General features: G+C 60.3%; 10 protein-coding genes and 4 tRNA genes. 3 read left to right on the top strand and 11 right to left on the bottom strand.

Annotated elements, in window-relative coordinates; all coding sequences use genetic code 11:
• Positions 1-11: 11 nt before the first annotated feature.
• From NR164_RS06875 to NR164_RS06845, 7 genes are all read right to left on the bottom strand, one after another.
• A tRNA-Asp gene (locus tag NR164_RS06875) sits at positions 12-88 on the bottom strand.
• A gap of 19 nt (positions 89-107) precedes the next feature.
• A tRNA-Val gene (locus NR164_RS06870) sits at positions 108-183 on the bottom strand.
• A gap of 243 nt (positions 184-426) precedes the next feature.
• Positions 427-1,029 carry a protocatechuate 3,4-dioxygenase subunit alpha gene (gene pcaG / locus NR164_RS06865; RefSeq protein ID WP_256822528.1) on the bottom strand — a complete coding sequence of 201 codons (603 nt, stop codon included), beginning with the start codon at positions 1,027-1,029 and terminating at the stop codon, positions 427-429.
• Between the two features lie 12 nt (positions 1,030-1,041).
• Positions 1,042-1,761 (bottom strand): protocatechuate 3,4-dioxygenase subunit beta, encoded by a 720-nt coding sequence (gene pcaH, locus NR164_RS06860; protein WP_256822527.1) that lies wholly within the window; start codon positions 1,759-1,761, stop codon positions 1,042-1,044.
• Between the two features lie 129 nt (positions 1,762-1,890).
• Positions 1,891-2,820: a pca operon transcription factor PcaQ gene (gene pcaQ, locus NR164_RS06855; protein WP_256822526.1), complete on the bottom strand. Its 930-nt coding sequence runs from the start codon at positions 2,818-2,820 to the stop codon at positions 1,891-1,893.
• A gap of 226 nt (positions 2,821-3,046) precedes the next feature.
• A tRNA-Asp gene (locus NR164_RS06850) sits at positions 3,047-3,123 on the bottom strand.
• A gap of 19 nt (positions 3,124-3,142) precedes the next feature.
• A tRNA-Val gene (locus NR164_RS06845) sits at positions 3,143-3,218 on the bottom strand.
• 159 nt (positions 3,219-3,377) lie between these two features.
• Between NR164_RS06845 and rdgC the strand changes: the two genes are divergently transcribed.
• From rdgC to sugE, 3 genes are all read left to right on the top strand, one after another.
• On the top strand, positions 3,378-4,298 hold the full coding sequence (gene rdgC / locus NR164_RS06840; protein ID WP_017846844.1) for a recombination-associated protein RdgC: 921 nt from the start codon (positions 3,378-3,380) through the stop codon (positions 4,296-4,298).
• Between the two features lie 154 nt (positions 4,299-4,452).
• Positions 4,453-5,418, top strand: a complete 966-nt coding sequence (locus tag NR164_RS06835) for a bile acid:sodium symporter family protein (RefSeq protein ID WP_017846843.1) — start codon at positions 4,453-4,455, stop codon at positions 5,416-5,418.
• A 106-nt stretch (positions 5,419-5,524) separates the two neighbouring features.
• Positions 5,525-5,839, top strand: a complete 315-nt coding sequence (gene sugE, locus NR164_RS06830; RefSeq protein WP_017846842.1) for a quaternary ammonium compound efflux SMR transporter SugE — start codon at positions 5,525-5,527, stop codon at positions 5,837-5,839.
• 67 nt (positions 5,840-5,906) lie between these two features.
• Here the strand turns inward: sugE and NR164_RS06825 are convergent, their stop codons facing one another.
• From NR164_RS06825 to NR164_RS06810, 4 genes are all read right to left on the bottom strand, one after another.
• Complete coding sequence (locus NR164_RS06825; protein WP_256822525.1) at positions 5,907-7,670, bottom strand: M91 family zinc metallopeptidase; 1,764 nt, start codon at positions 7,668-7,670, stop codon at positions 5,907-5,909.
• Between the two features lie 175 nt (positions 7,671-7,845).
• Positions 7,846-9,720: an MFS transporter gene (locus tag NR164_RS06820; protein ID WP_256822524.1), complete on the bottom strand. Its 1,875-nt coding sequence runs from the start codon at positions 9,718-9,720 to the stop codon at positions 7,846-7,848.
• A 58-nt stretch (positions 9,721-9,778) separates the two neighbouring features.
• Positions 9,779-10,927, bottom strand: coding sequence for a TDT family transporter (locus tag NR164_RS06815; RefSeq protein ID WP_057005847.1), 1,149 nt, complete (start codon positions 10,925-10,927; stop codon positions 9,779-9,781).
• A 107-nt stretch (positions 10,928-11,034) separates the two neighbouring features.
• Positions 11,035-12,228 carry an MFS transporter gene (locus NR164_RS06810; protein WP_057005848.1) on the bottom strand — a complete coding sequence of 398 codons (1,194 nt, stop codon included), beginning with the start codon at positions 12,226-12,228 and terminating at the stop codon, positions 11,035-11,037.
• Positions 12,229-12,318: the final 90 nt, after the last annotated feature.

Here is a 12,318-nt window from a genome sequence, read left to right as displayed (position 1 = left end):
GTTACCGAATATGGCGCAGCGGACGGGACTCGAACCCGCGACCCCCGGCGTGACAGGCCGGTATTCTAACCGACTGAACTACCGCTGCGCGTAACACTTGAAGCGAATGGTGGGTGATGACGGGATCGAACCGCCGACCCTCTGCTTGTAAGGCAGATGCTCTCCCAGCTGAGCTAATCACCCTTCACTTTCGGTGTGGGCCGCATCATATACGAAAAATCCGCAATGTGTTGATTTAAATGCAATTTATTTTAAATATTTTTCAATGAGCGGCGCGCCCCGGTAAAAACGGGCTTCTTCTGGGCCAAACGCGGCGCTATTGCGTTTACCCGATGGCCCGTTATCAGGTCACCCCGCACCGGGTTTTCCAAAGCCCAGACCGCAAAAAGCCCGCTCAATGAGCGGGCTTGCCGTGCCCCCCCTCCGTCAGAAGTCGAAGAACACTGTTTCTTCTTCGCCCTGTATGCGGATATCGAAACGATAAGCCGACTTGCCATCAACCGTGCAACGCTTGGCGACCAGCGTCTCCCGACGTTGAGGCTGCTCGATCAGATTCAGCACCGGATCGACCGCATTGGCCTGGGCTTCGTCGTCGAAGTACACCCGGGTCTGCAAGTGAATATTGATGCCCCGCGCGAACAGCGAAACATTGACGTGCGGCGCCATCGGCACACCTGCAGCGTTCTTCACGGTGCCCGGCTTGACGGTATGGATCTGCCACTCGCCAGTATCCGTGGTCGCCGTGCGGCCAAAACCGTTGAAGGGCTTTTCCAGGTTGTAGTCGCTGTCGTAAACGCCTTCGTGGTCAGCCTGCCAACATTCCAGGAACGCATCGCGGATCAGGTGACCGTTGCCGTCATAGACATGGCCCAGCAACAGGATGTGCTCCCCCGGCGCACCAGGCTTGGCCATTTCGTTCCAGATTTCCTGCTCGCGGGGCGGGTTGCCTGCCGCCTCCAGCGCCAGGCCGATATGCACGTAAGGACCGGCGGTTTGCGACGGGGTTTCAGGCAGAAGTTCAACGGGCATGGACGTGCCTCCTCAACGGTTTTCGAAGTGGGTCTTGCGCTGACCGCGCAGAACGATATCAAAGCGATAAGCCAGGCAATCCATGGGATTGGCCATGCTCATATCAAGCCTTGCGATCAGGCTCTGCACCGCATCCGGATTGGCGATCGACTTGACGATCGGGCACATCGGGATGAGTGGGTCACCTTCGAAATACAGCTGGGTGATCAATCGCGTGGCAATCGACGGGCCACTGATGGAGAAGTGAATATGCGCCGGGCGCCAGTCGTTGGGACCATTGCGCCACGGATACGGGCCGGGCTTGACCGTGCGAAAACTGTAGTTGCCGTCGCGGTCGGTCAAGGCACGGCCGACGCCGCCGAAGTTAGGGTCGATGGGGGCCAGATAGCTGTCTTTCTTGTGTCGATAGCGACCACCGGCATTGGCTTGCCACATTTCCACCAGGGTATGGGGAATCGGCTTACCGTACTGGTCACAGATCCGACCGGCGACGATGATGCGCTCGCCGATGGGCAAGCCCCCGTGATTGAAGTTCAGCAGCAGATCGTTATCGTGCTGCCCCATCTTCAGGTGGGAAAAGTCCGGGCCGCTGGTTTCCGAGCAGGATAGGGGAATGCTCACCAAGGCTTGACGCGGGGAACGCAGGATCGAGGTTTTGTAGTCAGGCGTCAGGGCTTTGGGGTGCCAATTACGATCACGAATGACGAAACGGCTGTTGTCCGCATCAGACATGTCGGTTTCCTTTTTGTTATGGATGAAAATCAGGGGTGAACGCTGGTTAACCGGCAATCACCGCCCCAGTCTCGCCTGATCAGGCGCCCTCCAACACTGAAAAAACCGACCCTATCCATATCCAAATGGTTATGGATAGCTGCCTTCGCGATATTCCGCGCCCACCTCGCGCAACACCTCCACGCACCATTGAGCCGCCATGGACATCGTCAGCGAGGGATTGCTGCACAGCCCCACAGAACCACCGGGTTCACGAATACCCAACTCCAACTCAAACAGATCACCTCGATTCAGGTCCTGCCTGACCGCATCAAAAGGCGCGACCCAGATCGCCTGACTGCCCTGCACATAACGCCGACTCAAGATCAACGACAGGGTTTCCAGACGCTGGCGCGGCGGGCTGATGCCGTGCTGCACAAACAGGCTGTCGGCGTATTTGCGGATCGTCGTCCCCGCCAGCGGCAACACCAGCGGATAATTTTCGATATGTTCATGCGCCTGCGGGTCAGCCAATAGCGGATGGCCATTACGCACCACCAGGGTCATGGATTCGCTGTACAGATGCTCGAACATCAGCCCCAGGATCTGCGGGCTATCGGTCATGCGTCCGACCACCAGGTCCAACTCCCCTACACGCAATTGCGACAACAGGTACGCGCTCGGCCCGGTTACCACGCTCACGACCAACGCGGGATGTCGGGCATGCAAACGACAGACGACCTCGGGCACCAGCAAACTTTCCACGGTGGACAGCACGCCGAGCCTTGCGGTGAAGGGTTCGTGCTCGCCGGCACGCAGGCTGTTCACCCCTTCTCGCAGCGCTTGTACGCTCGGCCCGGCATAACGCAAAAAAGCCACTCCGGCTTCAGTCAACGCCGCGCCACTTTTGCTGCGCACGAATAAAGTGGCGGTCAGCAGGGTTTCGAGTTCTTTGAGGGTCTTGGACAGCGCCGGCTGGCTGATCGCCAATTTTTCCGAGGCGCGCGCCAGACTGCCCTGGCGCGCCACTTCGAGAAAGCACACCAGATGGCGGAATTTGATGCGGGTATCGATATTCACCGTATGTTGCCGCCTTCGAGGTGTCCCCTGCCGCGCGTGAAAAAGCGCGAGAAGTAAGCTGGTTCGGAAGATTGCCCGCGAAAGTGTACCGCCGATCGATCTCACCACACAGCGAACGCAGGTTGGGCGGCGTCGCCAGGGCGCCGAATCCCGGGCACAAAAAAGCCCGCTCGATGAGCGGGCTTTCTGTGGTGACCTGGCGTTCAGCGTTCCAGGTTACCGAATATGGCGCAGCGGACGGGACTCGAACCCGCGACCCCCGGCGTGACAGGCCGGTATTCTAACCGACTGAACTACCGCTGCGCGTAACACTTGAAGCGAATGGTGGGTGATGACGGGATCGAACCGCCGACCCTCTGCTTGTAAGGCAGATGCTCTCCCAGCTGAGCTAATCACCCTTCGTTTCGGTGTGGCGCGCATTCTACGGAGCGACCCAAGGTCTGGCAAGCACTTTCTTAAATCTTTTTTTTCAGCCCTTCCAATGGCTTAGGCAGGGTTGGCCTCAGCCGCTATCAAGACAATAATGCCCCCCTTTGTATAAAGGAGAGACTCACCCCATGTGGTTCAAGAACCTGCTTATCTATCGCCTGACCCAAGATCTGCCTGTTGATGCCGAGGCGTTGGAAACTGCAATGGCCACCAAACTGGCGCGCCCTTGTGCAAGCCAGGAGTTGACCACTTACGGTTTCGTCGCACCTTTCGGTAAAGGCGAAGACGCTCCCCTGGTTCACGTCAGCGGTGATTTCCTGCTGATCGCTGCGCGCAAGGAAGAACGCATCCTGCCGGGTAGCGTGGTGCGTGACGCCGTGAAAGAGAAGGTCGAAGAGATCGAAGCCGAGCAAATGCGCAAGGTCTATAAAAAGGAACGGGACCAGATCAAGGATGAAATCATCCAGGCCTTCCTGCCGCGCGCGTTTATCCGTCGTTCGTCGACCTTCGCCGCGATCGCGCCGAAACAGGGCCTGATCCTGGTCAACTCGGCCAGCCCGAAACGCGCCGAAGACCTGCTGTCGACCCTGCGTGAAGTGATCGGCACCCTGCCGGTGCGCCCACTCACCGTGAAAACCGCGCCAACCGCGGTCATGACCGACTGGGTCACCACCCAGAAACCGGCCGATGACTTCTTCGTCCTCGACGAATGCGAACTGCGCGACACCCACGAAGACGGCGGCATCGTGCGCTGCAAGCGCCAGGACCTGACCAGCGAAGAAATCCAGCTGCACCTGAGCACCGGCAAAGTGGTGACCCAACTGTCGCTGGCCTGGCAGGACAAGCTGTCCTTCATGCTCGACGACAAGATGACCGTCAAGCGCCTGAAGTTCGAAGACCTGCTGCAGGACCAGGCCGAACAGGACGGTGGCGACGAAGCCCTGGGCCAACTGGACGCGAGCTTTACCCTGATGATGCTGACCTTCGGCGAATTCCTGCCGGCGCTGATCGAAGCACTGGGCGGCGAAGAGACCCCACAGGGTATCTAAGCGCACTATCGCCTTATTGTAGGAGCGAGCTTGCTCGCGAAAAACCTGAGCGCGCCGCGTGCATTCAAAATGCCCGCGTCATCGTTGACGATTTTCGCGAGCAAGCTCGCTCCTACAATGGTTTTTCCGTACACCTAATAATAAGGACTTCCCCATGCGCGCACTCGCCGCCTTGAGTCGCTTCGTCGGCAATACCTTCGCCTACTGGGTGTTGATCTTTGCCGTGCTGGCCTTCGTCGAACCCGGCTGGTTCATCGGCTTGAAAAGCGCCATCGTCCCGCTGCTGGGCCTGGTGATGTTCGGCATGGGGCTGACCCTCAAACTCGAAGACTTCGCCGAAGTCGCCCGCCATCCGTGGCGCGTGGCCCTGGGCGTGGTCGCGCACTTTGTGATCATGCCAGGCGTGGCCTGGTTGCTGTGCCGGGCCTTCAACCTGCCGCCCGAAATCGCCGTCGGCGTGATCCTCGTCGGCTGCTGCCCAAGCGGCACCTCGTCCAACGTGATGACCTGGCTGGCCCGTGGCGACCTGGCGTTGTCGGTGGCGATCGCCGCCGTCACCACCCTCCTCGCGCCACTGCTGACCCCGGCGCTGATCTGGCTGCTGGCTTCGGCCTGGCTGCCGGTGTCGTTCATGGAATTGTTCTGGTCGATCCTGCAAGTGGTGCTGTTGCCGATCGTGCTTGGCGTGGTGGCGCAACGTGTGCTCGGCGAGCGGGTCCGCCATGCGGTGGAGGTGCTGCCGCTGGTATCGGTGGTGAGCATCGTGATCATCGTCGCCGCCGTGGTGGCCGCCAGCCAGGCCAAGATCGCCGAGTCGGGCCTGCTGATCATGGCCGTGGTGATGCTGCACAACAGCTTCGGTTACGTGCTGGGCTATTTCACCGGCCGCCTGTTCAAGCTGCCGTTGGCGCAACGCAAGTCGCTGGCGTTGGAAGTGGGCATGCAGAATTCCGGGCTGGGTGCCGCGCTGGCCAGCGCGCATTTTTCGCCGCTGGCCGCGGTGCCGAGTGCGCTGTTCAGCGTCTGGCACAATATTTCCGGGGCGCTGCTGTCGACGTACTTCCGCCGCATGAGCGAAAAGGAAGACCGCCGCACCCTGGAAGCCACTGCGAAAACTTGATCGTTTGATCAATCTTCGGCACTCTACCGAACGCCGCGGGGACGACCCCGCGACGCTATCGCGTACACATCAGGGGACGACCCCGCTTTTATAGAGGGAGGTCATCATGTCCTGGATCATTCTGGTTTTCGCCGGGCTGTTCGAAGTCGGCTGGGCCGTCGGCTTGAAATACACCGACGGCTTCAGCAAGCCGCTGCCCACCGCCCTGACGATTGCCGCCATGGCCATCAGCCTCGGCCTGTTGGGGCTGGCCATGAAGGAATTGCCGCTGGGCACCGCCTACGCCATCTGGACCGGCGTAGGTGCAGTGGGCACGGTGATCGCCGGGATTATCCTGTTCGGGGAATCCATGGCGCTGTTCCGGCTGGCCAGTGTGGCGTTGATCATCGCCGGGTTGGTGGGGCTCAAGATCAGCGCGTAGCCTCTGCCGGCACGCAGTCTCGCCCCCCACCTACATAATTCCCCCCGCAGCAACGATCGACGCATGGTTACGTATAGCGTTGGCGTAATGGCAAACCAAGCTCGTAGAGCAGCGCGTTTTCGGTGAAGGGCCAGACGTTGGAGGTGGAGGCCGGCAGATTCGGGTCGAATTTATAGGGGGCGTGGCTGGTGAAGAGTCCGACCGCCTGGCGCTCAAAATTATCCTCGTACACCGGCATGAACCGGGGTCGGCCATTTGAGTCGTAGCCCACCATTTTGGTGCCTGAAAAAGTCGTACCTGTCAGCGCAGAGCCTTCACCAAAATTGATCGCATGGGCGAGCTCATGTTGCAGAACAACGATCGGAGGCCGTTGGTCCCCCGGAACAATGAAGTTAGGTTGATACGTCAGGACCGGATCTGTTGCAGGTATGCCCGCAACGCCGTCTTTGACAAAACCGTCGCCATAATCAGCACGGCGGCCTTCATCGCTGCGCGTAACTCCGAGACCTGGATCACTGTAGTCATAGAAACTACCATCGGCCCCTTGTCGGATCTTGACAGGCGCTTCAAGCGAATCGATTTTTGCAAGCACCCTCTGCCCCACCGGCGAGCCTCTGAGAAACTCAAGGTCATCATTTACACGCTGGCGGAACTCCGGGCTGCCTTCGACTTTGATCCCGCGATGACCGACGTCAAGGGGGGCGACTTCCCGAAAGCCTGACTGGGAACGGAGCTGGCTCAGATCGTCGACCCCTCGCCGTCCGAAGACACGATCATTTTCATTGGTTGTCTGGACAGTATCCCGCCCCCTCCCGGTATAAATAGTATTGCTGTCTCCCCCGACGATATGGTCATCGCCCGGTCCGCCATGCAGAATGTTGTGCCCCCTTCCGCCATAAATCAGATCGTTATCCTCCCCGCCATCCACGTAGTTGGTTTTGGTATCTGGCCCTCCGCCTGCACGCAATTCATCGCTGCCTTTGCCACCGTAAATCACAGCATTGCCACTGCCCCCGGTGATAAAGTCATTTCCATCATTACCTTCGGCGTAGCTTTCACCGCTGCCCAGGTTAATCACGTCAGAACCCTCCCCGCCAAACACATTCGTCTTGCCCGACCCGGCGTAAACCGTATCGTTACCCGCGCCGGCATAGATAAACGTTTCCCGACTGCCCCCGTAACCGATGCTGACGCCATCATTCCCCCCGCCGGTTTCGACCACAACGCCCTGTTTGATTGCGGGATTTTCATGATGTTGAATGTCGTAGGATTTCCCATTGACCTGCGCGAGGAGCCCACCGTCCCGGCTTTCTTCGATATGGATAGAATCATCACCATTGCCGGTTTTGATGCGAAGGGTCTCATGGTTCCGTTGTGCACGAGACGAGGTGCCACGTTCGCGAGTAATGCTGACATTGCCATCATGGTATCCCCGACTCGGGTCGACCTTGGTCGGCGCAGACGGTGATGAAGGGCCGCCAAAATCAATACTGCCTTGCCGGCCCTCGGCCTTGGCGCGAACCTGTTCACGACTGGGCGCGCTCTGGAAGTATGAATCGGCCGGCGCAGCATCAGATTGCCTTGCACGCCGCTGGAGATCGGAGTCACTGCCATAAGTCACCGGGCCAGCCTCGACTGAACCGATCTCCACCCTGGATGGCCCATGAGTATTGTTGTACATAAACGGCACATTGGCAGTGATCGGAGCCGCATGGGCGGCCTGTCTGACGGGATCACTCGCCGCGCGATAGGCCGAGTTGGCTTTTTGATCTTCGCCGGAGTAAGCCAGCTGCGGCTGCGGTGAAGAAGCAGAGGTAGAAGGAGAGTCCATCGTTAGCTCCCGTCATACGCAGAGGAAGACGATAACTCTGTGGCGTGCTGACCGAAAACGTTCCTCCAATAGAGTGAAAAATTACCGGACTGGGCATGAAGGAGCCGCGTCACGCCGGAACATCCTGGCGCCACACCGCTCGCCAGCAGCACGCATGCCGAGTAAACCCGGCTCGCTACTTCACCGCCCCCCGCAGTTCCCCGACCAAACCCTGCAAGTGCGACGGTGTCGCTGCCTGCGCCGTTACCGGGTGGCCGACCACCAGTGTCACGCGCGACCAAATGCGATGAAAGAAGCCCTTGTTAGGGTCGCGGCTGAAAAAACTCCCCCACAAGCCCTGCAACGCCAATGGAATCACCGGCACTGGCGTCTCTTCCAGAATGCGCGTCACACCACCGCGGAACTCGTTCATCTCGCCATCACTGGTCAACTTGCCTTCCGGGAAGATGCACACCAACTCGCCGTCCTTCAGGTACTGCGCAATTCGTGTGAAGGCTTTTTCGTAGATCTGGATGTCTTCATTACGCCCGGCAATCGGAATCGTCCCGGCGGTGCGAAAGATGAAGTTGAGCACCGGCAAGCGGTAGATCTTGTAGTACATGACAAAGCGAATCGGCCGACGCACCGCGCCACCAATCAACAGCGCATCGACGAACGATACGTGGTTGCACACCAGCAAGGCCGCGCCTTCGTCCGGGATCAGTTCCAGGTTGCGATGCTCGACGCGGTACATGGAATGGCTGAGCAGCCAGATCATGAAACGCATGGTGAACTCGGGGACGATCTTGAAGATGTAGGCGTTGACCGCCACGTTGAGCAGCGACACCACCAGGAACAGCTCGGGGATCGACAGCTTGGCCACGCTCAGCAGCAGGATCGACACAATCGCCGAGACCACCATGAACAGCGCGTTGAGGATGTTGTTGGCGGCGATCACCCGCGCCCGTTCGTTCTCGGCGGTGCGCGACTGGATCAGTGCGTACAACGGCACGATATAGAAGCCGCCGAACACACCCAGGCCGAGGATATCGAACAACACCCACCAGGCCTGGCCGTACCCGAGCACCGCCAGCCAGTCGTTGGCCTGCACGTTCTGCGGCATCCCGCCGGAATGCCACCACAGCAGCAGGCCGAACACCGTCAGGCCGAAGGAGCCAAACGGCACCAGGCCGATTTCCACTTTACGCCCGGAGAGTTTTTCGCAGAGCATCGAGCCCAGCGCGATGCCCACCGAGAACACCGTGAGGATCAGGGTCACCACGGTTTCGTCGCCGTACAACCATTCCTTGGCGTAGGCCGGGATCTGCGTCAGGTAGATCGCGCCGACAAACCAGAACCACGAGTTGCCGACGATCGAGCGCGACACCGCCGGGGTCTGCCCCAGGCCCAGGCGCAAGGTGGCCCAGGACTGGCTGAAGATGTTCCAGTCCAGCCGCAGTTGCGGCGAAGACGCCGCCGCCCGCGGAATGCCGCGGCTGGCCAGGTAACCCAGCAGCGCTACTCCGACAATCGCCACCGCCACCACCGGCGCGTAATGGGCGGACGACATCATGATCCCGGCGCCGATGGTGCCAGCGAGGATCGCCAGGAACGTGCCCATTTCCACCAGGCCGTTGCCGCCCACCAGCTCATCCTCACGCAGGGCCTGAGGCATGATCGAGTACTTCACCGGGCCGAACAGCGCGGAATGGGTGCCCATGGCAAACAACGCCAGCAGCATCAATTCCAGATGATTGAACAAAAAGCCGGTGGCGCCGACGGCCATGATCACGATCTCGCCGACCTTGATCGCGCGGATCAACGCGTCCTTGTTGAATTTCTCGCCAAACTGCCCGGCCAGCGCCGAGAACAGGAAGAACGGCAGGATAAACAACAAGGCGCACAGGTTGACCCAGATGGCGCGGTCACCGTCGATGCTCAACTTGTAGAGAATCGCCAGGATCAGCGATTGCTTGAAGATGTTGTCGTTGAAGGCACCCAGTAACTGGGTAATGAAGAACGGCAGAAAGCGCCGTGTGCGCAGCAAGGTGAATTGTGAGGGGTGGCTCATCGTCCGTGTTCCTGCGTGGCCTGGTTTTTTTTCAGGCCACGACTTTACCTAATCCCGCTTACTTATTCCCTAATCCTGCAATACACGGCGAAACAAAAAGCTCACCTTTATAGGCCCCCTGCACGGTGCGCTTGGCGACGACCAGCCACATCAGCGCCAACGCCAGCACCAGCATGCCGCCCACTACGCTGAAGAACCCCAGGTGCAACACATTCGCCAGCTTCAACGTGGCCAGGGCGTAGACCCCCAACGGAAAGGTGAAGCCCCACCAGCCCAGGTTGAACGGGATACCGGCGCGCAGGTAACGCAGGGTGATCAGCACTGCGATCAGCATCCACCACAAACCGAAGCCCCACAGGGTAATCCCGGCGATCAGGCCCAGGCCGTAGGCGATTTCACCGACAGTGGGCAAGCCATTGGCGGCGAAGATCGCCGGTGCATCGCCGCCCAGCAGCAGCATACCGAGGGCGCCGGTGCCGATCGGGCCAAGTGCCAGCCAGCTCGACGCGGCCATGTTGGCGTGGGGCAGCTTATGCAGGGCCATGCGCAGCATCAGGATGGTCAGAATGCTGAACGCCACCGGCAGGGAAAATGCCCACAGCACGTAGCTGGTCACCAGCATCACCAGTTGCCCGTGGGCATCCGCCAGGTGCGTCGCCAACAAGCCACCGCTGGCGGCGGCGACTTCAGCGGCGACCACCGGCAACAGCCAGACGGCGGTCATCTGGTCGATGCTGTGTTCCTGGCGCGTGAACATCATGAACGGAATCAGCACACCGCAGGCCACTGCCATCGCCACGTCCAGCCACCACAGCGCTTCGGCCAGCGGCACCACGCCAGCACCCCAGCGCGGCAGGCCGAACAGCAGCAAACCGTTGAGCAGCGTAGCCAGGCCCATGGGAATGGTGCCGAAGAACATCGATACCGTGGAGTGCCCGAAGATCCGTCGCGCTTCGTCGAAAAACATCACCCAGCGCGCCGCATACAAGGCGCTGAACAGGATGAACAGGCCGATGGTGAACAGCCACAACCCTTCGGCGATGGCGTACATGCCGGGCAGATTGACCGGCAGTTGCGCCAGCGCCAGCGCCAACACCCCGGTGCCCATGGTGGCGGCGAACCAGTTCGGGGTGAACTGGCGGATCACTTCCCGCGGACGGGCCAGGTGGCTGAAGGGTTTGTAGTTCAGGGTGGTCGAGCAGGTCATGATGGCAATCCTCTTCCTCGTAGGAGGTTGGGGCCATGGTAGAACCTGAGCGCATATCTATATAACGGGTAATATCTCTAACTGTTATCTATTTTACCAATATAGCGTCAGGCGCTGCCCTTGCACCCGACCCGCAATGCATCCTGGCGCAGCAACCCGGCCAGGGCGCCGAGGGTCAGCATGATCAGCACGACACCATAGCCGTCCGTGGTGGCGATGAGGCCAAAACTGCGGATCAGATTGCCCGCCAGCAAAGACGGCAGGCAGAACGCCAGGTAGCTCAGCACGTAAAACGCCGACATCAACCCCGCCCGCTCATGGGGCAAGGCCAGCGGCACCACACTGCGCAAGGCCCCGAGAAAGCCCGCGCCAAAACCACTGCCGGCGATCAACGTGGCGATGAAAAACAGCGGCAGGCTGGCGCTGTGGACCGCCGCGAGAATCAGCGCCACGCCAACGGCCAGCAGGCTGGCGCCCAACCGCAGGACCTTGTGGGCCGGGCGATTGCGCAGGCTGAAAATCATCAGCGCGCCGCTCAAGGTCAACACCGCGACTAGGCCGCCACCGATCAGGTTGGAGGTCGAGCCGGTCGCCGCCCGTACCAGCGACGGCGCCAGGGACAAATAGAAGCCGCCCATGGCCCACACCGCCACGTCCACCGGCAACGACAGCCACAACGCCCGGCGCGCTTGCGGCGGCACGTGCAAAGTCGGGCGCAATGACGCCAGCGCGCCGGGGATGCGGCTGACGGTTTCCGGTAAACGCCACACATACATGGCCTGCCCGAGCATCAGCGCGAGCAGTGTCCAGTAGATCAACTGGGTGGGCAGCGGCGCGAATTCCACCAGCAGGCTGCTGCCCATCGCGCCACAAGCCATGCCCAGCAAGGGCGCGACGCTATTGACCAGCGGCCCCTGTTGGCGGTCGGTGTCGAGCAGGGCCGCGCCCAATACCGCGGTGGCCATGCCGGTGGCGAAACCCTGCAGCGTCCGTGCGGCGATCAGCCAGGCCACGCTGCTCTCATTGATAAACAGCAGCATCGCCAGCATATTCAGGGCCAGTGCGGCAAAAATCACCGGCTTGCGCCCCAGGTGATCCGACAGCGAGCCCACGGTCAACAGCGCCGCCAGCAGGCTCAAGGCGTAGACCCCGAAGATCAGTGTGAGCATGCCCGAGGAAAAATGCAGGCCCTCCTGGTATAGGTGATACAACGGCGTCGGCGCGCTGGAGGCCGCCAGGAACGTCAGCAAGGTGATCGCCAGGAACACCAGGCTGGAACGATGAGAAGTGAGGCTGGACATGGGCACGCTCCGCTAAAGCTAATATTTTGCTTTTGTCGAGTGTGCTACTGCTCGCCGCTTAAAGCAAATTCTTTGTGTTAAGGTCACAGG

It is taken from the genome of Pseudomonas sp. Pse79 (genome assembly GCF_024519615.1).
Lineage (GTDB): Bacteria > Pseudomonadota > Gammaproteobacteria > Pseudomonadales > Pseudomonadaceae > Aquipseudomonas > Aquipseudomonas veronii.
Note: the sequence above shows the minus strand (reverse complement) of the source record. Positions and strands in the feature narration are given on the sequence as shown.

Excerpts from the sequence above, each read along its gene's own strand:
- pcaG (WP_256822528.1), bottom strand. The coding sequence starts at position 1,029 with ATGCCCGTTGAACTTCTGCCTGAAACCCCGTCGCAAACCGCCGGTCCT.
- pcaH (WP_256822527.1), bottom strand. The coding sequence starts at position 1,761 with ATGTCTGATGCGGACAACAGCCGTTTCGTCATTCGTGATCGTAATTGG.
- rdgC (WP_017846844.1), top strand. The coding sequence starts at position 3,378 with ATGTGGTTCAAGAACCTGCTTATCTATCGCCTGACCCAAGATCTGCCT.
- NR164_RS06835 (WP_017846843.1), top strand. The coding sequence starts at position 4,453 with ATGCGCGCACTCGCCGCCTTGAGTCGCTTCGTCGGCAATACCTTCGCC.
- sugE (WP_017846842.1), top strand. The coding sequence starts at position 5,525 with ATGTCCTGGATCATTCTGGTTTTCGCCGGGCTGTTCGAAGTCGGCTGG.
- NR164_RS06825 (WP_256822525.1), bottom strand. The coding sequence starts at position 7,670 with ATGGACTCTCCTTCTACCTCTGCTTCTTCACCGCAGCCGCAGCTGGCT.
- NR164_RS06820 (WP_256822524.1), bottom strand. The coding sequence starts at position 9,720 with ATGAGCCACCCCTCACAATTCACCTTGCTGCGCACACGGCGCTTTCTG.
- NR164_RS06815 (WP_057005847.1), bottom strand. The coding sequence starts at position 10,927 with ATGACCTGCTCGACCACCCTGAACTACAAACCCTTCAGCCACCTGGCC.
- NR164_RS06810 (WP_057005848.1), bottom strand. The coding sequence starts at position 12,228 with ATGTCCAGCCTCACTTCTCATCGTTCCAGCCTGGTGTTCCTGGCGATC.